Origin of the sequence: Microbacterium deminutum (genome assembly GCF_039530205.1) — a bacterium.
Classification (GTDB): domain Bacteria; phylum Actinomycetota; class Actinomycetes; order Actinomycetales; family Microbacteriaceae; genus Microbacterium; species Microbacterium deminutum.
Window position 1 is genome coordinate 15366 of the sequence record NZ_BAAAOG010000009.1, and the last position, 25553, is coordinate 40918.

Here is a 25553-nt window from a genome sequence, read left to right on the forward strand (position 1 = left end):
GCTCCGCCGCCAGGACTCGAACCTGGTCCTAACAGCTCCAAAGGCTGTCGTGCTGCCATTACACCACGGCGGACCGCGGCGCCCGAGGACGGGAGCCGCCCGTCAAGTTTGCCAGACGCGCACAGCCCCTCCTCGTCCCAGGCCTCCGGGTTTGGGGCGTCATCCGTCCGATGCGCCCCAAACCCACCGGACAACGCAAAATGGGGTCATGGTCAAGGAGACGGACGAGGTGGACCGGATCGTCGAGGCGTGGGTGGCGCAGCGCCCCGACCTGGACTTCTCTCCCCTCGGCGTGCTCTCGCGGGTCGATCGGCTCTCGCGCCACCTCGATCGAGCGCGTCGCGACGCCTTCCGCCGCAGCGACCTGGAGCCGTGGGAGTGGGACGTGCTCTCGGCCCTCCGCCGCGCGGGCGAGCCGTTCCAGCTGAGCCCCAAGCAGCTGCTGCTCCAGACGCTGGTCTCGAGCGGCACGATGACCAACCGCATCGATCGGCTCGTCGACCGGCGGCTGGTGAGACGCGAGGCCGACCCGGGCGACGGGCGCAGCATCCTGGTGATCCTCACCGGCGACGGAAAGACACGGGTGGATGCCGCGATCACGCGTCTCGTCGACGCCGAGGCCGTGCTGCTCGGCACGCTCTCGCGCGCCGACCGCGAGCGGCTCGCGGGCCTGCTGCGCAAGCTCAGCCTCGGGTTCGACGCCTGAGTCCCGGGGGCCGGCGCTGCCCCCGCCGAATCCTCCGCTCGCCGGAGGGTTGCGGCGCGGCGGAGGTCCGCCGTACCCGTCCGGAACCTCCCCACGCCGGTGACCCTCCTCCGAGCGGAGGACGCCGCCGAGCGGAGGACGCCGAGGGTGTCGAGCGCGGGGCTGAGTCAGCAGATTCGCCGCTGCGCGGCCTGCTCTGTCCGCCGAGACATTCCCCCGCCGGCCTGCGGCCGGCTCCCGCCAACCCGATGCCGGCTCGGCGGACAGAGCACACCCCTCCGCTGGTGTCGGGCGCTCAACGTCGCCGAGTCTGTCAGAGCCACCGCATCGATTCAGCCGAGCTGCTCCGTGAGGTCGAACCAGCGCAGCTCGGCCGCGTCGCGCTCGGCCTCGAGGCCGCCGATCCGGCTCATCTCGGCGCCGATCCCGACGTAGTCGGCCTGATCGTGGTCGGCCAGTGACGTGCGCGCGGCCGCGATGTGGCCCTCCAGCTTCTCGAGGCGGCGTTCGAGCGCGGCGAGCTCCTTCTGCGCGGCGCGCAGGTCGGCGCCGGCGAGCCCGGACCCCATCGGCACCGCCGACGCGGCGGCCGCCGACCGGACGGGTGTCTCGCGCTCGTGCCTGCGCAGCCGGAGATACTCGTCGACGCCTCCCGGCAGGTGCCGCAGGCGACCGGAGAGGATGGCGTACTGCTGGTCGGTCACGCGCTCGAGGAAGTACCGGTCGTGCGAGACGACGATGAGCGTGCCCGGCCAGCTGTCGAGCAGATCCTCCATGGCGGCGAGCATGTCGGTGTCGAGGTCGTTGGTCGGCTCGTCCAGGATCAGCACATTGGGCTGTTCGAGCAGGATCAGCAGCAGCTGCAGGCGGCGCTTCTGGCCGCCGGACAGATCCTTCACGGGAGTGGACAGCTGCGCGGTCGCGAAGCCCATGCGCTCGAGCAGCTGGCCCGGCGTCAGCTCCTGCGCCTTCGATCCGCTGCCGAACTCGTAGGTCGTGCGCAGACGGGCGATCACCACCCGGACCGGATCGTCCAGGTGGTCTTCCAGTTCGTCGAGGCGCTGCGTCAGCGTCGCGACCTTCACCGTCTTGCCGCGCTTGACGCGCCCCGCCGTGGGTGCGACGTCGCCCGAGATGAGCCCCAGCAGCGTGGACTTGCCGGCGCCGTTGACTCCCAGGATGCCCGTGCGCTCACCGGGGGCGATGCGCCACTCCACGTCGTGCAGCACGTCCTTCGCCGGCCCTGACCTCGTCGGAGGAAAGGACACCGAAGCATCCAGCAGGTCGACGACGTCCTTGCCCAGCCGGGTCACAGCGAGCGACTGCAGCGCCACCGAGTCGCGGATCTCGGGCTCGTCGGCGATGAGCGCATTCGCCGCATCGATCCGGAACTTGGGCTTCGACGTGCGGGCGGGGGGACCGCGGCGCAGCCATGCAAGCTCCTTGCGGGCGAGGTTCTGCCGTCGCGCCTCGATGACCGCGGACTGCCGGTCGCGTTCCACCCGCTGCAGGATGTACGCCGCGTAGCCGCCGTCGAACGGCTCGACGATCCGGTCGTGGACCTCCCACGTCTTCGTGCAGACCTCGTCGAGGAACCAGCGGTCGTGCGTCACGACGAGAAGGGCTCCGGATGCCGCGGCCCAGCGCCGTTTGAGATGCTCGGCGAGCCACGCGATGGCCTCGACGTCGAGGTGGTTCGTGGGTTCGTCGAGGAACAGCACATCGTCGTCGCCCGACAGCAGCGCGGCGAGCGAGACACGCCGCCGCTGTCCTCCCGAGAGGCTCGCGATGCCGGCATCCCACGGGATGTCGGCGAGCAGGCCCGCGATGACGTCGCGGGTGCGGGCGTCGCCGGCCCATTCGTGCTCGGTGCGCGCGCCGACGACCGCGGCGCCGACGGTGAGGGCGTCATCCAGGGTGTCCGCCTGGTCGAGCACGCCGACGTGGACGCCGCCACGGAATGTCACGCGCCCCGAGTCCGGCACGAGGCGCGCTGCGAGCATGGCGAGGAGACTCGACTTGCCGTCGCCGTTGCGGCCGACGATCCCGATGCGGTCACCCTCGTCGACGCCGAGCGAGATGCCGTCGAAGACGACTTTGGTCGGGTATTCCAGGTGCAGGGCCTCGGCCCCGAGAAGATGTGCCATGTCCCTCCCAGGCTAGGCGAGCCGGCCGCCTCACCCGTGCCGAGACCGGATCAGTACCAGATGCTCAGCCGCGGTGTGACATGCCACCCGAACACCCGTGCGGCACTCGCGGCATCCGTGGATCGCACTCGTCCGGCCGCCGCGAGCGTCGCGAGCGACACCCCGCCGAGATAGGCAGCGGAGAGCTCCTCGATTCCCAGCGAGACCGCGACGGCCCCGGCGGGCGCCTCCGAACCCTCCCACGTCGTCACCTCGCCCCGACCGGCGTCGTCCACGGTCAGCAGCCACCGGCCTTCGGCGAAGCCGAGCACGTCCGACACCTCGAGGGCGACGACCCCGGCGGCGCCGAAGGTGCGCGCTTCGAGCGCCGTCGGAACGTCGAGGATCCGCACGTACTGGTGATCGGCCACCATGACGGTCGCCGCTCGCTGATCCGAGATCATCCAGCGCAGCGGCTCGTCCACCGACAGCTCGTGCGCGCGCACCTCGCCGACCAGGTCGAGCTCGATGAAGAACCGCCAGAGCGCGGCATACGCGTCGTCGGTCTCGGCGAGCAGGTACGTCACCGTGACGGTCGACTTCGTGAAGTCCTTCTCGTTCTCGCGCACCGAGTAAAGCGCCAGCCCGCGGACCTCGCCCGCCTCATCCGTGTACTGGATCGCCCGCGTCTTGCCGGGATCGGTCGAATCGGGCCGCGTGCCCGCGAACGCATCCCACTGAGCGGCCGGAACGTCGATCTCCCCGGCGACGGCGAGCCGACGGCGCTCGTGCAGCGGGGCCACGAGCTCGCGCAGCCGATCGCGCGGGATGAAGTCCACCCGGCCGCCGGGGCGGGGACCGATCCAGACCGCGCGCTTCACGTCGACGTGCCACGAGGCGCTCGCGGCCGCCGGCGCGAATCCGTATCGCCCGTACAGCGGCGATTCGCTCACGGTCAGCATCGCGAGCGGGACGCCGACGGCCGCCGCCGTGCGCAGCTCGCCCTCGAGCATCGCGCGGGCGATGCCCCGGCGCCGGTGGGTGGGTGCGACCGTGACGGCCGAGATGGCGCAGGACGGGATGCCGCGACCGCCCGGCACGGTCAGCTCGCCGATCCACGATGCGATGCTCGCGACGGGCGAATCCGGCATCGGCGCGGACGGATCGTAGATGCCGGTCATCCGGCGGTAGCCGCCGCGTTCGCGACTCGCGGCGATCTGCTCGTCGGAGCGCTCGCCGTCGAGGAACCCGCGCGCAACCACCTGCAGCCACCGCGCATACGCCTCGGCGTCGTCGACGGAGACCAGTCCGGGGTGAAGGCCCGTCGCCGCGAGTCGCTCACGCGAGACCTCGTCGAGCGGCGCGACCAGGAAGGCATCGGCATCGGCGCGCACACCCTGGGTGGCAATCGGACCGGGGATGCCGGCATCCATCGTCATCTCTCATTCCTCCTCTTCGTCCAGCTTCGCTTCGCGCGCTGTTCGGCACCGACGTTCACGTCACGAGCCCCGCGGCGCGGAAAGCACGATCGTAGATCTGCCGGACGACATCCTGCTTGCGCGCGTTGTACTCCATGACGTGCTCGCCGCGCTCATTGGCGGCCGCCGCGGCAGCGCGCTTCGCGCGCGAATAGCGATCGCGATCCGCGTCGTCCTGTCGCAGCCAGTTTCGGAAGATGCGATGACGCGCGGCTTCGGCGCAGTCCGGCGAGAACACGTGGAGATTGCATCGCGGTTCCTCCCGCACGAGGCAGCGGTGCTCGTACCACCACGGCTCACGGACGCGCAGCACGAAACCCGCCGCCTCCAGAGCGGGGACATAGGATGCCTCGTCCGCCGAGTCCGCGACGACGAGGTCGATGTCGATGACGGGCTTCGCCGGCAGGCCCGGCACCGAGGTCGATCCGACGTGCTCGATTTCCAGCGCGCGGTCGCCGAGAGCACGCTCGATCATCGATGTCAGCGCCGTGAACACGGCCGGCCACTGCGGATCCCAGGGAACGACCGCGATGTCACGCGCGGGTTCGGCGCCCCCGACCCACGGGCTCGCCCCGGGCGGTGCGGGCGCATCGTCGAAGCGGACGATCTCGTCGGCGAGCAGCATCCGTCAGTTCCCCATCACCCTCGCACCGGTCACCGGGCCGTGGACATGCAGCGCCGTCAGTCCGCCGGCCGAGAGCGTGACCTGCAGCTCGAGCGCGGACTCGGGATCCGCCGCGAGGAAGGCGAGCGTCGGCCCCGAGCCCGAGATCATCCCGACGAGGGCTCCAGAGTGCTCGCCGAGCTCGAGGGCGTCGCGCAGCTCGGGTCGCAGCGACAGGGCGGCCGCCTGCAGATCGTTGCGGACCCGCTCGGCGAGGGCGACCGGGTCGCCCGCACGCAGCGCTTGCAGAACGCCCGGATCGACTGCGGGTGCGCGCGCCACGCCGATGTCCCGGGGGGCGAGCGCCCCGCCGGTCCGCTTGCGCAGCAGGTCGAGGTGTTCGTAGACCTCCGGGGTCGAGAGGCCGACATCCGACGGCACGATGACCCAGTCGAAGCGGCCCTTCGCGAGCGCGGGATTCAGCTGGTCGCCACGACCTGTGCCGACGGCGGTGCCGCCCATGAGCGCGAACGGGACGTCAGCGCCGAGGCGCGCCGCGAGCCGCTGCAGCTCGCCCGTTCCGACATCCGTCCCCCAGAGGGCGTCGCAGGCGACCAGCGCCGCGGCGGCATCCGCGGATCCGCCGCCCATTCCGCCTGCGACCGGAACGTACTTGCGGATGTCGAGATGCACACCGCCGTCGTATCCGGCCCGCTGCGCGAGCAGACGCGCCGCTCGCAGCGCCAGGTTGCGGTCATCGGCCGGGACACCCGAGACGTCGACCGAGCCCGCGATCGAGACGGTGAACTCGTCCGACGGCTGGGCCCAGACGTCCTCGTAGAGCGACACCGCCTGATACGCCGACGCGACGTCGTGGTACCCGTCCGCCTGCACGCCGCCGACCTCGAAGAAGAGATTCAGCTTGCCCGGCGCCCGCACGTGGACGCGATCGGCGGCGAGGGGGGCGGTCACAGCTGCGTCGACTCCGCCCAGAGATCGACGTCGATGCCGTCGGAGAGCGCGTCGATGCGTTCCAGCTCCTCGCTGGTGAACCCCGGTCCCTCGAGCGCGGCGAGGTTCTCGTCGAGCTGAGCGGGACGGGATGCCCCGATGAGCGCCGACGCGACGACCGGCTCGCGAAGAACCCACTGGATCGCCATCTGGGCGAGGGTCTGCCCGCGCTCCTTGGCGATGACGTCGAGGCCCCGCAGTGTGGCCAGACCCTTGTCGCTGAGCGAGGCCTTGGGAAGCGACGATCGCTTCTGGGCGCGATCGGCCGTTCCGTCTTCGAGGTACTTTCCGGTCAGCAGCCCCTGCGCGAGCGGGGTGAAGGCGATCGCGCCGATGCCGTCCTGCTTCATGACGCCGGTCAGGCCGTCCTCCACCCAGCGGTTGAGGATCGAATACGCCGGCTGATGGATGACGAGCGGGGTGCCGAGGCTCCGCGCGATCGCGACGGCGACCGCGGTGCGCTCGGCGCTGTACGACGAGATGCCGACGTAGAGCGCCTTGCCCTGACGCACCAGGGTGTCGAGGGCGCCGATCGTCTCCTCGAGGGGCGTCACCGGATCCACGCGGTGCGAGTAGAAGATGTCGACGTAGTCCAGGCCCATCCGGCTCAGCGACTGATCGGCGCTCGCGAGGATGTACTTCCGTGGCGCGAGATCGCCGTACGGCCCCGGCCACATGTCCCAGCCGGCCTTCGACGAGATGATGAGCTCATCGCGGTAGGGCGCGAAGTCATCGCGCAGCATCCGTCCGAAGTTCGTCTCGGCCGACCCGTAGGGCGGACCGTAGTTGTTCGCGAGGTCGAAGTGGGTGATGCCCCGGTCGAACGCGTGGCGCAGCAGCGTGCGCTGGTCGTCGAAGGGGATGTTGTCGCCGAAGTTCCACCACAGCCCGAGCGAGATCGGGGGAAGGTAGAGACCGGAGCTGCCGACCCGACGGTACTCGGTGCGGGAATAGCGGTCGTCGGCCGCTGTGTACGGGCGGTGGATGTCGCGGACATCGGGGCGGAACCGTGAAGCGTCGCTCATGCGTCCAGGCTATCGGCGGCGCCGCACCCGCGCAGGGCTGGTTCACGCGGCTCGGACCCAGAACCGCGGCGCAGTGTCAGCTCTGGGTCTGGCCGGGAAATGTCTTCGAAACACGCTCTGCATAGGGTGTGCCGACGGAGCGCGACACGCAGTGCGCGATCCATCGAAGGAGCATCTTCATGGCGAACCTCTCCGCACTGCCGCAGCAGCACACCTGGTCGGGCCTCGTCGACCGCGATGACGTCGTCTGGGATCGCGGGATGCTGCATCTCGTCCACGACGACGTCACGCCCGAACAGGCTCGCATCGACGATCTGCTCCTCGTCGCGGACGCCCTGGGGTCGGCGGGTGTGCCGGTCCTGCTGATCCGTCATGATCGCGTCATCCCGGCGCTCGTCGCGGACCTCGCCGACAGCGCGACCGCGCTCGCCGCCCTCGCCGACGTCGGCGCTCGGGAGCCGCTCTACCTCAAGGCCCGGCGACGGCCACCGGAGCTGGCGGCCGAGGCGGCCGTGCTCCCCGCGGCCCCGACCGCATTGCGGGTCTACCGGCCGCGGATCGTAAGGGACGGGACGCTGCGCTACGGGTCTGCGCTCGCCGCGCGGCTGGAGTTCTGGCGGTTCGGCGAGGAACTGGTCGAAGCGCCCGACGACAACGCGCTCATGCGCCGCACCACCCCTGCGCAGGATCTCGACTACACCGAGGTCGAGCGCTACGGGCGGACGTGGCGGACGATCTCGGGGATGTTCGACGTCCAGCCGGACGAGTTCACGCACGACGTGGACCTGGTGTTCTCATGGGTGGACGGCTCGTCGACCGACTTCCAGCGGGCGCGCGCGGCACAGCTGGCCGAGTATGTCGTCGGCGAGGGCGACGAGGGGCCGGCGCGCTACCGTCACGTGGACGAACTGCGCTTCGCGCTTCGCAGCGTGCACATGTACGCGCCGTGGGTCCGCCGCATCTTCATCGCGACCGATTCCCCCGTGCCGTCGTGGCTCGGCGAGCATCCCAAGGTCACAGTGGTGCGCAGCGAGGAGTTCTTCGCCGATCCGACGGTGCTCCCGACACACAACTCGCACGCCGTCGAAGCGCAGCTGCACCACATCCCGGGCCTGTCCGAGCACTTCATCTACTCCAACGACGACATGTTCTTCGGGCGACTCGTCGAGCCCGAGCTCTTCTTCTCGGCGGCGGGTGTCTCGCGGTTCGTGGAATGCGAGGTGCGCATCGGCGCCGGTGCCCCGACTCCGGCAAGGAGCGGCCACGACAACGGTCTGCGGGTGAATCGCGCACTCCTTCGCAGCCGCTTCGGCCGCACGATCCTGCGCGATCTGGAGCACTGCGCGACACCGCTGCGTCGCAGCGTCATGGCCGAGCTGGAAATGGCGTTCGCGGACGATTTCGCCCGCACCGCGGCATCCCGATTCCGCTCGGCGACGGACGTCTCGGTCACCAACAGCCTGTACCACCACTACGCGCTGATGACCGGGCGAGCGGTCACGACCACACGCCCCCGGGTGCGCTACGTGCAGACGACGCTCATCGACTCGCCGCGCCGCATGGAGCGGCTCGCGAATCGCACCGACATCGACATGTTCTGTCTCAACGACGGCGGGTCGGCTCAGATCCCCGAGGAGGTCCGCGTGAGCGCACTCAGCGCCGCGCTCGAGAAGATGTTCCCGGTGCGGCCGCCCTGGGAGCGGGACGAGATCAGCGAAGGACGCCGATCGGCTCTGTAGGCGCATCCGTCGAGGCACTGCTTGCGGCGGCGATCCCCGCCGCGGCGATGCGGCGGCGGGCCTCGTCCGGGTCGATGAACTCCAGTGTGCGGGGCGCGTGGACCGGCACCACCGTGTGGACGATGGTGTGGTCGTACACGTGGACGAGATTGAATGCCTGAGCGCCGTCCTGCGGCCGCGTTCCGCCGACCGGCACCGTGAGATCCTGCGCATAGCAGGTGGATGAGGCGACCGAGACGGGGATGCCGGCGAAGCTCGCGAACGTCGAGTAGTGCAGGTGGCCCGCGAGGATGGCGCGCACGTCCGTGCCGCGCAGCACTCTCGCCAACCGCGCCTGATCCCGCAGCTCCACTGTCGAGGCGAGGGGCAGGACGCTCGGAACGGGCGGGTGATGCATCGCGAGGATGGTGCCGAGCGGTGCGGGGGTGCGCAGCACCTCCGCGAGCCAAGCGAGCTGCTCGTCGCGCAGCTCGCCGTGATGAAGACCCGGAACCGTCGAGTCGAGGGTGACGAGCCGCAGCCCGTCCAGCTCGTCGACCCGGTCGATCGGCCGCATCGGGTCGCCGGTGTGCTCGCCCAGCAGCTGCGAGCGGAACGCCGTCCGGTCGTCGTGATTGCCCATGACCCAGAACACGCGCGTGTCGAGCCGCGCGGCGAGCGGCTCGACTACGGCCCGCAGCTCGGCATATGCGTCACTCTCGCCGAGATCGACGAGGTCGCCGGTGAAGACGATACCGTCAGGCGTCGCTCCCGACGCCTCGATCGCCTGCAGCGCGGTGCGCAGGCGAGCCGTCGCGTCCACGACGTCGAAGAGGCGAGACCCCGCCGCGCGCAGGTGCGTGTCGCTCAGATGGAGCAGCACTCGCTCCGGCGCGGCGTACTCTGCATGGCGCATTCGCTCGTTCCTTCGGCCGTGTCGAATCGCTCGCGCCGACCTGACCGAGCCCGTCAGATGTTACCGGCATGTTTCGTGAACGCCGGGAGAACAGCCGCGGAACGAACCGGTCCGCGTCACTGGACCGCACGCGCGATGCGGACGAAGTCGTCGATCGAGAGCTGCTCGCCGCGCGCCGTGGGTGCGACTCCGGCACGTTCGAGAACGGCGGATGCCGCGGCCGATCCGCCGTCGGACTGCTCGACAGGTCGGAGGACGACCGAGAGCGCCTGCCGCAGCATCTTGCGACGCTGCTGGAACGCGGCATCCACGATCGCGAACGTCCGGCGGCGCTCCTCCTCGCTGCCACGGGGCTCGGCGTCTCGCTCGAACGCGACGAGCACGCTGTCGACGTTGGGCACGGGCCAGAAGACCTGACGTGAGACGGTGCCCGCGAGCCGCCACGGGCCGTACCAAGCGGCCTTGACGCTCGGCGCGCCGTACACCTTCGACCCGGGCGGGGCGGCGAGCCGCTCTCCCACTTCGGCCTGCACCATGACCACGCCGCGCTCGATGCCGGGGAAGGTCTCGAGGAAGTGCAGCAGCACCGGCACCGAGACGTTGTACGGGAGGTTCGCGACGAGGACTGCCGGGTCTCCCGGCAGGGCGGTGACACGGAGGGCATCGGCATCCACCACGGTCAGCGCCCCATCGGCAGCTCCGTGCGCCGCCGCAGTCGCGGAGAGGCGCTCAGCAAGTCGATGGTCGATCTCGACCGCGGTGACCGTGGCGCCGGCCTCGAGGATGGCGAGGGTGAGGGATCCGAGGCCGGGACCGACCTCGACGACCCGGTCCCCTGGCTCGACCCCGGCGACGTGCACGATCTTGCGGACCGTGTTGGCGTCGATGACGAAGTTCTGCCCGAGTTTCTTGGTCGGTGTCACATCGAGGTCGGCGGCGAGCGCGCGGATCTCGCCGGCGCCGAGGAGGGTCACGGGCATGCGTTCACCCTACCGAGTGGGGCTCCGCCGCCTCATCGTAGGATGGCAGGATGCCCTCGCTCGGCGACATCATCGCACCCCGCCGGCTGGGAACCGATTTCCGCTGGCTTCTCGCGTCGTCGTGGACGAGCAATCTCGGCGACGGCATCGCCCTGTCGGCGGCGCCGCTGCTGATCGCGTCCATGACCTCGTCGCCGGTGCTCGTCGCCTCGGGTGCCATGATGCAGTTCCTGCCCTGGCTGCTGTTCGGACTGCTCGCCGGTGCCGTCGCCGACCGTCACGATCGTCGCCGGCTCGTGATGCTGGCGGATGGCCTCCGCGCCGTCATCGTGCTGGCGCTGGTCGTCTTCCTCGTCACCGGTCACGCGAACGTGGGGATGGTCCTGGCCACCTCATTCCTCTACGGCACCGCCGAGGTCTTCGCAGACTCGGCGGGCAGCACGCTGCTGCCGATGCTCGCGCGTCCTGCGGATCTGGGCGTCGGCAATGCGCGTCTCCAGGCCGGGTACCTCGTCGCCAATCAGCTCGCCGGCCCGCCGCTGGGCGCCTTCCTTTTCGCGATCGGGTCGTTCTGGCCGTTCGTCGTGCAGGTGCTCTGCGTGGCGCTCGCGGTGGTCCTGATCTCACGGATCGCCCGCACCCCGGTTCCTCCGCGCGAGACCACCGAGACGGGCGGAAAGGCGCATCCGATCCGCGAGGGTCTCCGCTGGCTGCGGGGCAGCCCGCCCGTACGCACACTCGTGCTGATCATCCTGGTCTTCAACGTGACGTGGGCGGCTCCGTGGAGCGTTCTCGTCCTCTACGCCACGGAGTACCTCCACATGGGCGCCGTCGGGTACGGCGCGCTCACGACGGCCGCCGCATTGGGCGGCCTGGTCGCGATCTCCAGATTCGGCTGGCTCGAGCGCCATGTGTCGTTCGCAACGCTCATGCGGGTGTGCCTGACGCTCGAGGTGCTCATGCATCTCTCGTTCGCCCTCACCACGTCGGCGGTGGTCGCGTTCGTGATCATGTTCGGATTCGGCGCCTACGCATTCGTGTGGGGAACGATCTCGACGACCGTCCGGCAGCGGCTCGTGCCGTTGGAGCTGCAGGGACGCATCGCCTCGGTGAACATGGTCGGCGTCTTCGCGGGACTGGTGATCGGGCAGCTGCTGGGCGGCATCATCGCCCAGACCTGGGGGCTCACGGCGCCCTGGTGGTTCGCCTTCGCCGGCTCTGCGATCACGCTCCTGCTCGTGTGGCGCTCGATCTCGAACATCGCGGCCGCCCCACCCGCGGTCGGCGCCACGGCGACTCACGACATTCCGCGGTAGCCCGAGCAGTCAGTCCTCGAACATCCCGTACACCGCGAGGGTGTTGGCGGCGAGCTGCGCGCACAGCTCGTCGAGGTCGACATCGAGCTCGTCGGCCATGAAGCGCACGGTCACCGGCACGAGGTACGGCGCGTTCGGGCGCCCGCGGTGCGGGATGGGCGTGAGGAACGGGGCATCCGTCTCCACGAGGATCCGCTCGCGGGGGGTCACCGCAAGCGCGTCACGCAGGTTCTGCGCGTTCTTGAAGGTGACGTTTCCGGCGAACGACAGGTAGTACCCGCGGTCGGCGGCGACATGGGCCATCGCCTCGTCGCCCGAGAAGCAGTGGAACACGGTGCGATCCGGCGGGCCGACGCGCTCGAGCGTCGACAGCACCGCCTCGTGTGCGTCGCGGTCGTGGATCTGCATCGCGATCCCGTGCTTCTTGGCCAGCGCGATGTGGGCCTCGAACGCCTGGAACTGCGCGCCGAACCCGTCTTCCCCGGTGCGGAAGAAGTCGAGGCCGGTCTCGCCGATCGCCCGCACCCGCGGCTGCGCCGCGAGCTCGTCGATCACGGCGATCGCCTCGTCGAATCGCCCCGCCTCGGCGTAGGCGGGTGCTTCATTCGGGTGGATCGCGACGGCAGCGAGCACCCGGGGGTGGGATGCCGCGGCATCCGCGGACCACACGCTCGACTCGATGTCGCCACCGGCCTGCACGACGCCGATGACGCCCACGCGGGCGGCGAGGTCGAGCTGCTCGGCGACGGAACGGGGCTCGTCGCCGTCGGAGATCTCGAGGTGCGCGTGGTTGTCATACACCGGCACGGCGAGCGGGGCGGGCGCGTCGGGCCACCGCACGTCACGGCCTTCCTTGTGGCGCTCCCGCACGTATTGGCTGGGGTCGGTCATCGCGTGCCCCGGCGCGTTTCGTCTCGCTTCGCTCGCTCAACGACCGGAGAAGGCGCGCCCCCGGTCGTCGAGCGAGGAGCGAAGCGACGAGACGAAACGTCGTCGGTCATACCGACTGCTCGACGCGGGGGAACAGCGGCGCCAGACCGTTGACCGAGGTGCCGGGCTTCAGTGATCCCCACGATCCCGCCTCACGGATCGGCTGGTCGACGAGGCGCCCGAGCGATTCCGCCGCGCCCAGCGCGACCCAGAGCTTCTCCGTCGAGATCGGCATGAGCGGAGACAGCAGCACCGCCAGCGCGCGCAGCCCTTCCGCGGCCGTGTAGAGCACGGTGCCGAGACGCTCGCGCTGGGCCTCGTCCTTCGCCAGCGCCCACGGCTCGTTCTCGGTGATGTAGAGGTTCAGCGCATCGACGATCGTCCAGATCGCGCTGATCGCCTCGTCGATGCGGAACCGCTCGATCGCGGCGTCGGCCGCAGGCACGGCATCCGCCACTGTCTTCTGGATCACGAGATCGCGGTCCGTGTATGAAGCCGGTGGCGGCACGACGCCCTCGAAGTACCTCTCGACCATTGCCGTCGTGCGCGACGCGAGGTTGCCGAAGCCGTTGGCGAGCTCGGCCTGATAGCGCGCCGAGAGGTCCTCCCAGGAGAACGAGCCGTCCTGTCCGAACGCGATCGCGGACAGGAAGTAGAACCGGTACGCGTCGGAGCCGAAGACGTCTGTGATCTCGGTGGGCGCGATGCCGGTGAGCTTCGACTTCGACATCTTCTCGCCGCCGACCAGCAGCCAGCCGTGAGCGAACACGCCGCGCGGCACCTCGACGCCGACGGCCATCAGCATCGCCGGCCAGATCACGGCGTGGAAGCGAAGGATGTCTTTGCCGACGACGTGGAGCGCCGGCCAGCGGCGCGCGAACTCGTCGGGGTCGGAGCCGTAGCCGACAGCCGTGGCGTAGTTCAGCAGCGCGTCGATCCACACGTAGATGACGTGCGTCTCGTCCCACGGCACCTTGATGCCCCAGTCGAACGTCGACCGCGACACCGAGAGGTCTTTGAGCCCCTGCTTGACGAACGACACGACCTCGTTGCGGGCCGACTCCGGCTGGATGAAGTCGGTCTTGAACAGGTCGAGCAGGCGATCCTGGAACTCGCTCAGCTTGAAGAAGTAGTTCTTCTCCTGCAGCAGCTCGAGCGGCTTCGAGTGGATGGCGCAGACCTTGAGACCCTCGAACGGTCCGGTGCCGTCGACGATCTCAGCCTCGGGCTTGAACTCCTCGCAGCCCACGCAATAGAGGGCTTCGTACTCGCCGGCGTAGATCCAGCCGCGGTCGTACAGTGCCTGGAAGAACGTCTGCACGTTGCGCTCGTGGCGCTCCTGCGTCGTGCGGATGAAGTCGTCGTTCGCTACGTCGAGGGTGTTCAGCAGCGGGAACCAGGACTCGCTGACCAGCTTGTCGACCCACTGCTGAGGGGTCACGCCATTGGCGCTGGCCGCTCGCAGCATCTTCTGACCGTGCTCGTCGGTGCCCGTCAGCATCCAGGTGTCATCGCCCGCCTGACGGTGCCACCGCGCGAGGGTGTCCACCGCCACGGTGGTATAGCCGTGGCCGATGTGCGGCACGTCGCTCGGATAGTAGATCGGCGTGGTGATGTAGAAGGACTGGCGGCCGGAAGTCACCCGAGGATTCTAGTCGGGCCGGATGCCGCGCCCGGCCGCGTGTCAGGAGGGCACTGCAGGGCCGTCGAATATGCGCCGTTCGTCATATTCGGGTGCCGTGCCCGCGGGTTGCCGACCGGTCAGGCCGTTTCGCGCACCACGAGCGAGGTGGGCAGAGTCACCGAGCGATGCGGCGCGCCGGCGATGACGTCGAGCAGGAGGCTGACCATCTCGTCGCTGATGCGGTCCCACGGCTGACGGATGGTGGTGAGCGGGGGCTCCTGGTTCGCGGCGAACCCGGAGTCGTCGAACCCGGCGACGGCGATGTCCTCGGGCACGCGCAGGCCCACCTTGCGAAGTGCGCCGATGGCTCCCGCGGCCATGAGGTCGGACGCGGCGAAGACGGCATCGATGTCGGACGTTCGCTCCAGCAGGCGCGTCATGGCCGCAGCACCGGACTCCTGGCCGTAGTCGCCCTCTTCCACGAGTGCGGGGTCGAAGTGCTCCCCCATCTCCTCCTGGAAGCCCACGCGCCGGAACCGGCCGCCAGGGGTGTCATTCGGCCCGGCGATCATTGCGATCCGTCGATGGCCCTGTCCGAGCAGGTATCGCGTCATGGTGCGCGCCGACTCGATCTCGTCGACGGACACGGTCGAGACCTCACCCTGGTGTCCGAGCGGGATCCCGCAGCAGACGGTCGGGATGCCGCCGGCCAGCAGGTCTGCCAGGAGCGGATCGGACTCGTGCGACGAGATGAGCAGCACGCCGTCGACGTGTCCTGCGCTGACATAGTGAGCGACGTTGGCACGTTCGCCGGGCGTCCCGGCGACGAGCAGTACCAGTGTCATCGAACGCTGCGCGAGGGCCTCAGCGGCGCCGCGGAGGAGGAGCGCGAAGGTCGGATCTGCGAACAGCAGATGCTGCGGCTCGGTGAGCAGGAACGCCAGCGAGTCGGCACGGCCGGTGGCGAGGCTCCGGGCGTGATGGTTCGCCGTGTAGCCGGTCGCGCGGATGGCCTCTTCGACGGCGAGCTGCGCGGCGGGCGAGACCCACCGCCCGCCGTTGATGACCCGCGACACGGTTCCGCGCGAGACGCCGGCAGCAGCGGCGACATCGCGTATCGTCGGCTTGCGCCGCAGCGTCGTCTCCTCCACGACGTGGACTCTACCCCGCGATGGGCACGTTCTCGCGCTCTGCCGCGAGAAACCTGTGACCGGTCACAGTTAGGTAACGGTCAAGACACGGTTCTAGCCCTCAGCACATCGGGTGGGATAGAACTGTGACCGGTCACAGTCGGAGCTTCCTCCGGATCATGGCCCGTCCCTTCTCGGATCCGATGGAGTGTCATGACCTCGACGAACGCCTGGCCCCCAGTCAGGGGAATCGCCTATGGCGGTGACTACACCCCCGAGCAGTGGCCGCGGGAGACGTGGGACGAGGATGTCGCGCTCATGCGCGAAGCGGGAGTCGACCTCGTCAGTGTCGGCATCTTCGCGTGGGCGCTCATCGAGACGAGCGAGGGCGTCTTCGACTTCGCGTGGCTGGACGAGCTGCTCGACCTGCTGCACGAGAACGGCATCTCCGTCGACCTCGGCACGCCGACCGCGTCGCCGCCCGCGTGGTTCTTCGCCGCACACCCCGAGGCCCGCGTCGTCAGGCGCGACGGCGCCGTGATGGGCTTCGGCGCGCGCGGCATGGCGTCGCATTCGTCCGCGGCGTACCGCGAGGCCATCGTGCGCATCGCGACGGCGCTCGCGGAGCGCTATGCGCAGCATCCGGCGGTCGTCCTCTGGCACGTGCACAACGAGTACGGCGTGCCCGTCGGCGAGGACTACTCCGAGCAGTCGGTGCAGGCATGGCGCGAGTGGCTGCGCGATCGCCACGGCAGCCTCGACGAGCTCAACCGCGCCTGGGGCACCACGTTCTGGGGGCAGCGGTACGGCGAGTGGGCCGAGGTCGGCGCTCCCGCGGCGGCGCCCTCCGTCGTCAACCCGGCACAGCGTCTGGACTTCGCGCGCTTCACCGACCACAAGCTGCGTGAGTGCTTCATCCTCGAACGCGACGCGATCCGGCGGTACGCCACGCAGCCGATCACCACGAACTTCATGGCGAACCAGAGCTGGACCACCGACCTGTGGGCGTGGGCGCGCGAGGTCGACATCGTCTCCGACGACCACTACCTCTGGGCGGCGGATCCCGACGGCGAGATCGGCCTTGCGATCGCCGCCGACCTGTCGAGGTCGGTCGGCGGCGGCAAGCCCTGGATCCTCATGGAGCACTCGACGTCGGCGGTCAACTGGCAGCCGCGCAACATCGCGAAGCGCCCGGGCGAGATGGCGCGCAACTCGCTCTCGCACGTCGCGCGCGGCGCAGATGCCATTCTGTTCTTCCAGTGGCGGGCGTCCCGGTCGGGCGCCGAGAAGTTCCACTCCGCGATGATCCCCCACGCCGGCACGGGGTCGCGTGTGTGGCGCGAGGTCGTCGACCTCGGCGCCGCTCTCGGCACCCTCGATGAGCTCCGCGGGTCTCGAGTGGTCGCGGACGTCGCCATCCTGTGGGATTTCGAGTCGTTCTGGGCGCAGGATCTGGAGTGGCGCCCGTCCGTCGACGTCAGCCACGCCGAGCGCGTGAGGGCCTTCTACGAGCGTCTGTGGCGAGACGGCGTCACCGTCGATTTCGCCCTTCCCGGTCAGGACCTCTCGGGCTACCGGCTCGTGATCGCACCGGCGCAGTACCTGGTGAGCGCACCGGATGCCGCGAACCTCACCAGTTTCGTCGAGCGCGGCGGTACTCTTCTCGTGTCGTTCTTCTCGGGCATCGTCGACGAGAACGATGCTGTGCACGCCGGAGGGTTCGGTGCTCCGCTGCGGGACGCGCTGGGCGTCCGCGTGGAGGAGTTCCTGCCACTTCGGGAGGGATCCACCTGCACCATCGCGCTGGGCGACGATGCATCGACCCGACTCACAGCGGATGCGTGGCAAGAGGATCTGATCCTGGAGGGCGCTCAAGTGATCGGCACGTACCTGGACGGCCCCGGCGCCGGGAAGGCCGCCATCACACGTCACGCTCGCGGCGCGGGCATCGGCTGGTACGTCAGCACGCGACTGGATGCCGATGGCCTCGCGAAGCTCATGCGCAGGGTCTACGCGGACGCGGGTGTTTCGCCATCCGATCTGCCCGAGGGTGTCGAAGTCGTTACTCGCCGAGGCGCCGACGCGGACTATGTTGTGGCCGTGAACCATCGCGAGGACGCGGTCGAGCTGCCTGTCACGGGCGTCGAGCTTCTCGCCGGACGGGAGGTCGCTGGTTCGCTCACGATCGCCGCCGGCGATGTCGCCGTCGTCCGGACCACTCACACGCGAGAAGGAGGTGGTCGCTGACCTTGTTCAGCGCCCGCGCGACCCAGAGGCACAGAACGACACGGGAGCGCGGACCGATATCGCAACCGCGTCGGGACCATCCGGCCCCGACGCTCCCCCACCACCGGTCGTGACGGCGCGACTCATCAGAGGCGAGCAGTGACGACCCCACTCTGGAAGGAAAACCCCATGCGCAAGAAGCTGGGAATCAGTGCCCTGGCATTCGCGTCGGTGGCTTTGCTGCTGGCCGGCTGCAGCGGCGGCGGCGGCGGATCAGCCACGCCGAGCGAGACGAAGATCAACGGAAAGGGCGCGGAGCTCGTGGTCTGGGTCGACGCGAACCGCGAGCCGGCCGTCAAGGCCGCTGCCGTGGACTTCGAGAAGGCGACCGGCGCAAAGGTCACGCTCGTCAAGAAGAACTTCGGCGACATCCGCAACGACTTCATCAACCAGGTGCCCACCGGCCAGGGCCCCGATATCACGATCGGCGCCCACGACTGGCTCGGCGCCCTCGTCGAGGCCGGGGTGGTCGACACGATCGACCTCGGCGACAAGGCCAGCGAGTTCAATCCCAAGGCGATCCAGGCGATGACCTACAACGGCCAGCTCTACGCGCTGCCGTACTCGCTCGAGGCCGTCGCCCTGGTGCAGAACGTCGACCTCGTCGGCGACACGGCACCTACCACCTGGGATCAGATGATCCAGATGGGCAAAGCCTCGGGCGCTGAGCGTCCCGTCGTCATCAACACGGGCGGCCAGGCCGGTGATGCGTACACGATGTACGGCAACCAGACCTCCTTCGGCGCTCCGGTGTTCATGCAGGACTCCTCGGGCGGATACACGAACGAGGTCGGCATGGGCGGCGCGGCCGGCGACGCATTCGCCACGTGGCTCGGCTCGCAGGGCAAGACCGGCACCGGATACATCTCCACGACGGTCGACTACGACACCAACAACCAGCTCTTCGACACCGGCAAGGCGGCCTTCACCATCCAGGGACCGTGGGCGATCGCGGCATTCAAGGACGTGAAGAACCTCAAGGTCAGCCCGATCCCGTCTGCGGGTGGCCAGAAGGCGGGCCCGTTCGTGGGCGTCCAGGGCTTCTACGTCAGCTCGCAGAGCAAGAACGCGCTGCTCGCGCAGGAGTTCCTCGTGAACTACCTCGCGACCGCTGACGCGCAGAAGGCGCTCTACGAGGCCGACCCGCGCATCCCGGCGTGGACGGCGCTGGCCCAGTCCGTGTCGTCCGACCCGATCATCGCCGGCTTCATCGCGTCGGCCGAGCAGGGTGAGCCGATGCCGAACATCCCCCAGATGGGCTCGGTGTGGGATCTGTGGAACGCCGCACAGGTGCAGATCATCAACGGCGCCGACCCGACGACCACCTGGAACAAGATGATCACGGATGTGACTGCGGCCACCGCCAAGTGACACAGCTGCCGGGGGCGGATTGGCAGCATCCCGCCCCCGGCACAACCCCGCCGACACCGCGGTCGTGACGAGAGGAAGAACAGATGTCGATCCCAGAGGGAAGACTCCCCGAGGTTCTGGATATGCCCGAGGACGGCAAGGCCACTCTGCCTCGGACCGAGTCCCATGCTCGTGGATGGCGGGGTCTGGGGTGGGGCTTCATCGTGAAGCTCCTCATCATGATGCTCATCAACGCGCTGGGAATCCTCACGATCCTCTCCGCCTGGCGGGTGCAATCGTGGATCATCCTCGGCGTCACGATCGCCCTCCTCGTGATCGCCGACGTCGTGTACTTCGTGCGGCGGGCGCTGCCGCTGAAGTACCTGATGCCGGGCCTGGTCTTCCTGCTCGTCTTCCAGGTCTTCATCTTCGGCTACACGGCGTACATCGCCTTCACGAATTACGGCTCCGGCCACGTCGGCACGCAGCAGCAAGCTGTGAATGCGGCGCTCATCCAGGGTGAACGGCGCATCGAGAACTCGCCGAGCTATCCGCTCTCGGTGGTCCAACGCGGCTCGGAACTCGGGTTCGCCATCGTCGATGACAAGGGCGACGTCCAGGTGGGCACCGAGACGCAGCCGCTTGAACCGTCGCCCAACGCTCAGATCGGCGATTCCGGTGCACCGAGCGACGTTCCGGGCTGGTCGGTCGTCTCCCTCAATCAGCTGATCAGCGATCAGGCGATGCAGGCCAGCGTCCAGAAGCTGCGGGTCCCTGTGTCACATGACCCGAACGACGGATCGATCCGCACCCGGGACGGCTCGACCGGTGCCGTCTACAAGTCGACGCTCGTCTGGGACGAGCAGGCGCAGACGATCACCGACACCCAGACCGGCACGGTGTACACGGCCGATGACAGCACGGGCAACTTCGTCGCCGAAGACGGCACGGCGCTTCCCACCGGGTGGGTGGTCACGGTCGGCTTCAAGAACTTCACGGCGCTGTTCACCAACCCCGCGCTGCTTCAGCCGCTCGCAATCGTGACCGGGTGGACGTTCGCCTGGGCGATTCTCTCGGTCGCGGTCCCCTTCGCGCTCGGACTGCTCTTCGCGCTCATCTACAACGACGCACGACTCAAGGGCCGAAGGATCACCCGGACGCTGTTCATCCTCCCGTACGCGTTCCCGGCCTTCATGTCGGCGCTGCTGTTCCGAGGCATGTTCAATGCCGAGTTCGGTGTGATCAACGATCTGTTCTTCGGCGGCGCGAACATCGACTGGCTCGGCGATCCGTGGCTCGCAAGAGGAGCCGTGCTGTGGGTGAACATCTGGCTGACGTACCCGTACTTCTTCCTGGTGTGCACCGGTGCGCTGCAGGCTCTTCCGTCCGACACGCTCGAAGCCGCGTCGATCGATGGCGCCGGGCGCTCGCGCGTGCTTCGCTCGATCATCCTTCCCCTCGTCCTCGTTTCAACGGCGCCGCTGCTCATCTCGTCGTTCGCGTTCTCGTTCAACAACTTCACGACGATCTGGCTCTTCAATGACGGTGGTCCTGCGATACCCGGCGCGCCATACGCGATCGGCTATACCGACATTCTGATCTCCACCATCTTCCGCATCTCGGGTCTGTCGGGCGGCAAGTCCGACTTCGGGCTCGCAAGTGCCCTGTCGATCCTCATCTTCATCGTCGTCGGCGCCATCTCGGCTCTGGCGTTCCGCCAGACCCGCAAGCTCGAGGAGTACATGTGATGTCTGCATCCACAGCGACCAGCACCTCCACGCGCGACGCGACGCGCGGGAACACGCCGGCTCCGACGAACCGCACCGCAGCCCGACGCAGGCGATGGCTCCTCGAGGTCGGCTGGAAGTACCTGCTGGCTCTCGTCATCATCTTCTATGCCGTCTCCCCCCTCGTGTACGTGCTGTCGGCTTCCTTCAATCCCAGTGGGACCCTCTCGGCGGCGAACGGACTGTTCAGCGTCGTCGACTTCGCGAACTACGCGGCTCTCGGCGGCACGAGCTTCTGGGTCTGGGCGGGCAACTCGCTGCTGATCGCGGGCGCCGCATCGATCGGTGCCGTGCTGATGGGCGCTGCCGCCGCCTACGCCTTCTCACGCTTCCGGTTCTCGGGCCGCCGCGCGAGCCTCACGAGCCTCTTGATCATTCAGATGTTCCCGCAGGCGCTCGCCTTCGTCGCGATCTTCCTCATGCTGTTCGCGCTCGGCGAGGTGGTCCCCGCCCTCGGCATCAACTCGAAGCTCGCACTCATCTGCGTGTACCTCGGCGGCGCGCTCGGTGTGAACACGTTCCTGATGTACGGATTCTTCAACACGATCCCGATCGAGATCGACGAGTCGGCGAAGATCGACGGCGCGAGCCATGCGGTGATCTTCTGGCGGCTGATCATCCCGCTCGTGACACCGATCCTCGCCGTGGTCGCCCTGCTGGCATTCATCGGCGCGTTCGGCGACTACATCATCGCGAAGATCGTGCTGGTGTCCGAGAACAACTGGACGCTCGCCGTCGGCATGTATCAGTGGGTGTCGAATCAGCTGTCGTCCAACTGGGGGCTGTTCACCGCAGGCACCGTGATTGCCTCGATCCCCATCCTCGTCCTGTTCCTGGCGCTGCAGCGCTACATCGTGGGCGGCCTCACCGCCGGGGCCGTCAAGGGCTGACCCTCAGAATCATCGATCGGAGAACCGTGGTATCTGGACGTCGCAACTTGGGACCGGTCACAGCCGTTGTGATCGCTGCCCTGTTCGCCGGGGCGGCTCCCGCCGCAGCCGCGGACGACGGACCGGTGCAGGCCGGAATCGTGGTGCAGAAGGTCGAGAACCTGCCCGCCGACTTCATCAACGGCGTGGATGTCTCGTCCGCGATCGCGCTCGAGGACTCCGGCGTGGTCTACCGCGACGCCGCAGGACACCCCGCCGACCTGTTCGCCGTGCTCGCCGGCCACGGCATCACCGACGTCCGGGTGCGGGTGTGGAACGACCCGTTCGATGCCGCGGGTCATGGCTACGGCGGAGGCAACGTGGACGTCGCGCGAGCTGTCGAGATCGGCAAGCGGGCGACGGATGCCGGGCTGCGCGTGCTCGTCGACTTTCACTACTCCGACTTCTGGGCCGACCCGGGCAAGCAGAAGGCTCCGAAGGCGTGGACGAGCCTCTCGGTGGCCGACAAGGCGACTGCGGTCAAGGACTACACCAGCGGCGCGCTGCAGCAGATGAAGGATGCCGGCGTCGACGTGCACATGGTCCAAGTGGGCAACGAGACCAACAACGGCATCGCCGGCGTCACCGGCTGGGACGACATGGCGCAGATCTTCTCTGCGGGCTCCGCCGCGGTGCGCGCCGTCTTCCCGGATGCCCTCGTGGCCCTGCACTTCACCGACCCCGAGACCGCCGGACGCTACGCGGGCTACGCCCAGGCCCTGTCGGATCGCCACGTCGACTACGACGTGTTCGCATCGAGCTATTACCCCTACTGGCACGGCACCCTTGGAAACCTCACCTCCGTGCTGAAGAGCGTCGCCGACACCTACGGCAAGAAGGTCATGGTCGCCGAGACATCCTGGGCGTACACGCTCGAGGACGGCGACGGCCACACCAACACGATCGACCTCGCGTCCGAGGCGACGCAGTACCCGGTGAGTGTGCAGGGGCAGGCGACAGCCGTCCGCGACGTCATCCAGGCCGTCGTCGACGTCGGCACCGCCGGAATCGGCGTCTTCTACTGGGAGCCCGCGTGGCTGCCGGTGGGGCCGCCCTCCGCCCTCGCAGCCAACAAGGTCCTGTGGGAGCGAGACGGCTCGGGCTGGGCCACGAGCTACGCCGGCGAGTACGACCCGACCGACGCCGGCGTGTGGTTCGGCGGCTCCGCGGTGGACAACCAGGCGCTCTTCTCCCACGACGGCACACCTCTCGAGTCGCTCAACGTCTTCGAGTATGCGCGGACGGGCTCCGTCGCGCCTCGAGCGGTGACGGATGTCGAACACGTCAGCCTGACGGTGACCGAGGGATCGCCCATCGAGCTCCCCGCCACCGTCACCGTCACCTACAACGACGGCACGACCGAGGAAGAATCCGTCACCTGGTCGGCCGCCGCCGACTGGATCGACGGTCCGGGCGAGTACCAGGTGAGCGGCGTCACGGCCTCGGGGCACGCGACATCCGCCGCGGTCGTCGTCACGCAGGAGAACCTGCTGCGCAACCCCGGCTTCGAAGGCGCCGACACCGGAATGTGGTCGACGACGGGTACCGGGCTCACGGAACGCGCCACCGACGATCCGCACAGCGGCACCTACTCGACGCACTTCTACTCGGACGGCGCCTACGCCTTCACCCTCTCCCAGGCCGTCACCGGACTCGCCGCGGGAACCTACGTGGCCCGGGCGGCACTGCAGGGCGACGGCGAGGATGCCGCGAGCACCGTCGTGCTGTCGCTCGCGAACTCGACGGGCGACGTGCAGTCGGCGCCGTTCGCGATGACCGGATGGCGCGTGTGGTCCGCTCCCACCACAGCCGATGTCACGGTGGCCGCAGGCGGGACCGCCAAGGTCACCTTCACGGGCAACCTCTCGGCGGGAGCGTGGGGGACGATCGACGACTTCGAACTCGTCCGGGCACTTCCCGCGGGAGCGGACACCAGCGCACTCGCAGCCGCCGTCGCGCGCGCTGGCGCGCTGAACCGTTCCGTGTTCAGCGCGGCCTCGCTCAAGACGCTCGACGGCGCCGTGGAAGTCGCCGACGTGGTCCTGGGTGCGATGAGCCCCGCGCAGAGCGCCGTCGACGGCGCCCTCGTCCTCTTCGACGCGGCCTTCGCCGGGCTCGAGCTCGTGGGCGAAGCGCCGCCACCGGTGGTCACCCCGGTGGCGATCACGGTGGTCGACGGCGACCCGATCGCGTTGCCGTCCACCGTTGCGGTCACCGCGTACGACGGCGCTGTCACCCACCCCGCCGTGACCTGGTCGTCGGCGGTGAAATGGATCGCAGGCACCGGTGAATACACGATTCCCGGGGTCACGGCATCCGGTCTCGCCGCCGCCGCGAGCGTGACGGTCACCGAGCGCAACTGGGTGCGCAATCCCGGCTTCGAGGACGCCGACGCGTCGATGTGGCAGGTCACCGGCGTCGGCGCCGGAATCGTCGAGTCCGCAGATGCCGCGGAGGGCAAGCACGCCGTCAGCTTCTGGCTGGGCGGCGCCTATTCGTTCGCGGTGACGCAGCAGCTGACAGGTCTTCCTGCCGGCGACTACATCCTGTCGGCCACCACGCAGGGCGGCGACTCGCCGGCGACGGATACGCGCACCCTCGAGGCGCGCGCGACCGGCGACGCCGCGAGCGCTCCGCTCGAGCTCGCCGGCTGGCAGACGTTCCGCACCGCGAAGACCGCGCCCGTCACCGTCGCCTCGGATGGCAAGCTCACCGTGTCCGTTTCGATGTCGCTGACGGGGGGCGGCTGGGGCACGATCGACGCGTTCCAGCTCATCCGGGGAGGTTCCGCGGACGTCCACACATCGGGTCTCGAGGCGGGCGTGAAGGCCGCCGAGGCGCTCGACCGCACGAAGTACACACCAGAGACCGTACCTGACCTCGTGGCGGCGATCGAGCGCGGCCACGTCGTCCTCGACGCCGACGCGCCGTCGCAGAGTGCTGTCGACGGCGCCCGTGCGGCGCTCGCGGCTGCGACCGAAGGCCTCGTGCTCAGGGATGCCGCGCGCCAGGCGCCGGCCAGCGGCGTGCTGTCGCACGACAACGGCTGGGACACGGGTCTGCAGGACGGCTCGTACAACGTGCGGATGAACCTGTGGTGGGGCGAGAACGCCACCAAGTTCCGGCTCTACGAGAACGGCGTGCTCATCAAGACGGTGCCGCTCACGTACGGCGGCGTCAGCGCGCAGTCGGCCGTGGTGCCCATCACGGGCAAGGTCAACGGCACGTATCTGTACACAGGTCACCTGATCAACTCGAAGGGCACGACCAAGGTGCAGCCGGTGACGGTCGTCGTGACCCAGGCGAATCCCGCCAAGCCCGCGATCAGCGACGACAACAACGACGGCGACGGCACGTACTCGGTCACTGCGAACCTGTGGTGGGGTACGAATGCCACGTCCTACCGCTTCTTCGAAAACGGCGTGATCGTCGGTCAGGGGACCCTGACCGCCGCTACGCCGGGCGCGCAGCGAGCGGTGCTCAAGGTCACCGGCAAACCCAAGGGCACGTACGATTACCGCGTCGAGTTCGTGAACTCTGCCGGGTCGACCTCGAGTAACGCGCTGACGGTGAAGGTCAAGAAGTAACGACGGATTCGGCGCGTTTCGTCTCGTCGCTGCGCTCCTCGCTCAACGAC

General features: G+C 68.9%; 18 protein-coding genes and 1 tRNA gene. 8 read left to right on the plus strand and 11 right to left on the minus strand.

Features of this window, described 5'->3' with window-relative positions; translation table 11 throughout:
- Position 1 precedes the first annotated feature (1 nt).
- Positions 2–73, minus strand: a tRNA-Gln gene (locus ABD212_RS16475).
- Between the two features lie 135 nt (positions 74–208).
- Here ABD212_RS16475 and ABD212_RS16480 point away from each other — a divergent pair.
- The gene (locus ABD212_RS16480) at positions 209–706 is read left to right on the plus strand and encodes a MarR family winged helix-turn-helix transcriptional regulator (RefSeq protein WP_344096705.1); all 498 of its coding nucleotides are present in this window, start codon (positions 209–211) and stop codon (positions 704–706) included.
- 332 nt (positions 707–1038) lie between these two features.
- Here ABD212_RS16480 and ABD212_RS16485 read toward each other — a convergent pair whose 3' ends face one another.
- The 5 genes from ABD212_RS16485 to ABD212_RS16505 are packed head-to-tail and all read right to left on the minus strand — an operon-like array spanning position 1039 to position 6950.
- Complete coding sequence (locus tag ABD212_RS16485) at positions 1039–2853, minus strand: ABC-F family ATP-binding cassette domain-containing protein (RefSeq protein ID WP_344096708.1); 1815 nt, start codon at positions 2851–2853, stop codon at positions 1039–1041.
- A gap of 50 nt (positions 2854–2903) precedes the next feature.
- On the minus strand, positions 2904–4271 hold the full coding sequence (locus tag ABD212_RS16490; protein ID WP_344096710.1) for a GNAT family N-acetyltransferase: 1368 nt from the start codon (positions 4269–4271) through the stop codon (positions 2904–2906).
- A 55-nt stretch (positions 4272–4326) separates the two neighbouring features.
- Positions 4327–4935 (minus strand): GrpB family protein, encoded by a 609-nt coding sequence (locus ABD212_RS16495; RefSeq protein WP_344096712.1) that lies wholly within the window; start codon positions 4933–4935, stop codon positions 4327–4329.
- 3 nt (positions 4936–4938) lie between these two features.
- Positions 4939–5886, minus strand: coding sequence for a 4-(cytidine 5'-diphospho)-2-C-methyl-D-erythritol kinase (locus ABD212_RS16500; RefSeq protein WP_344096714.1), 948 nt, complete (start codon positions 5884–5886; stop codon positions 4939–4941).
- Complete coding sequence (locus ABD212_RS16505) at positions 5883–6950, minus strand: aldo/keto reductase (RefSeq protein ID WP_344096716.1); 1068 nt, start codon at positions 6948–6950, stop codon at positions 5883–5885. The genes ABD212_RS16500 and ABD212_RS16505 overlap by 4 nt, the downstream gene beginning before the upstream one ends.
- 179 nt (positions 6951–7129) lie before the next feature.
- Between ABD212_RS16505 and ABD212_RS16510 the strand changes: the two genes are divergently transcribed.
- Positions 7130–8689: a stealth conserved region 3 domain-containing protein gene (locus ABD212_RS16510; protein ID WP_344096718.1), complete on the plus strand. Its 1560-nt coding sequence runs from the start codon at positions 7130–7132 to the stop codon at positions 8687–8689.
- Here ABD212_RS16510 and ABD212_RS16515 read toward each other — a convergent pair.
- Both ABD212_RS16515 and rsmA read right to left on the minus strand, forming a co-directional pair.
- Positions 8661–9584 carry a phosphodiesterase gene (locus ABD212_RS16515; protein WP_344096720.1) on the minus strand — a complete coding sequence of 308 codons (924 nt, stop codon included), beginning with the start codon at positions 9582–9584 and terminating at the stop codon, positions 8661–8663. The genes ABD212_RS16510 and ABD212_RS16515 overlap by 29 nt on opposite strands.
- A gap of 116 nt (positions 9585–9700) precedes the next feature.
- Positions 9701–10564, minus strand: a complete 864-nt coding sequence (gene rsmA / locus ABD212_RS16520) for a 16S rRNA (adenine(1518)-N(6)/adenine(1519)-N(6))-dimethyltransferase RsmA (protein ID WP_344096723.1) — start codon at positions 10562–10564, stop codon at positions 9701–9703.
- Between the two features lie 50 nt (positions 10565–10614).
- On the opposite strand from rsmA, the gene ABD212_RS16525 reads away from it, so the two are divergent.
- Positions 10615–11880, plus strand: a complete 1266-nt coding sequence (locus ABD212_RS16525) for an MFS transporter (RefSeq protein ID WP_344096725.1) — start codon at positions 10615–10617, stop codon at positions 11878–11880.
- Between the two features lie 9 nt (positions 11881–11889).
- Here the strand turns inward: ABD212_RS16525 and ABD212_RS16530 are convergent, their stop codons facing one another.
- The 3 genes from ABD212_RS16530 to ABD212_RS16540 all read right to left on the minus strand — a co-directional run bounded on the left by ABD212_RS16530 (position 11890) and on the right by ABD212_RS16540 (position 15585).
- On the minus strand, positions 11890–12771 hold the full coding sequence (locus ABD212_RS16530) for a TatD family hydrolase (RefSeq protein WP_344096727.1): 882 nt from the start codon (positions 12769–12771) through the stop codon (positions 11890–11892).
- Between the two features lie 106 nt (positions 12772–12877).
- Positions 12878–14452, minus strand: coding sequence for a methionine--tRNA ligase (metG, locus tag ABD212_RS16535; protein ID WP_344096729.1), 1575 nt, complete (start codon positions 14450–14452; stop codon positions 12878–12880).
- A gap of 119 nt (positions 14453–14571) precedes the next feature.
- A complete protein-coding gene (locus tag ABD212_RS16540) occupies positions 14572–15585 on the minus strand; it encodes a LacI family DNA-binding transcriptional regulator (RefSeq protein WP_344096732.1) in 1014 nt (337 codons plus the stop codon).
- A gap of 192 nt (positions 15586–15777) precedes the next feature.
- Here ABD212_RS16540 and ABD212_RS16545 point away from each other — a divergent pair, with 192 nt between their 5' ends.
- The 5 genes from ABD212_RS16545 (at position 15778) to ABD212_RS16565 (ending at position 25503) form a co-directional block, all read left to right on the plus strand.
- A complete protein-coding gene (locus ABD212_RS16545) occupies positions 15778–17811 on the plus strand; it encodes a beta-galactosidase (RefSeq protein ID WP_344096734.1) in 2034 nt (677 codons plus the stop codon).
- Positions 17812–17979: 168 nt separating this feature from the next.
- Positions 17980–19221: a sugar ABC transporter substrate-binding protein gene (locus tag ABD212_RS16550; RefSeq protein ID WP_344096735.1), complete on the plus strand. Its 1242-nt coding sequence runs from the start codon at positions 17980–17982 to the stop codon at positions 19219–19221.
- A 122-nt stretch (positions 19222–19343) separates the two neighbouring features.
- A complete protein-coding gene (locus tag ABD212_RS16555) occupies positions 19344–20948 on the plus strand; it encodes an ABC transporter permease subunit (RefSeq protein WP_425561289.1) in 1605 nt (534 codons plus the stop codon).
- Positions 20948–21877 (plus strand): sugar ABC transporter permease, encoded by a 930-nt coding sequence (locus ABD212_RS16560; protein WP_344096739.1) that lies wholly within the window; start codon positions 20948–20950, stop codon positions 21875–21877. The genes ABD212_RS16555 and ABD212_RS16560 overlap by 1 nt, the downstream gene beginning before the upstream one ends.
- A 68-nt stretch (positions 21878–21945) precedes the next feature.
- On the plus strand, positions 21946–25503 hold the full coding sequence (locus ABD212_RS16565; protein ID WP_344096741.1) for a glycosyl hydrolase 53 family protein: 3558 nt from the start codon (positions 21946–21948) through the stop codon (positions 25501–25503).
- The last annotated feature ends 50 nt before the right edge of the window (positions 25504–25553 follow it).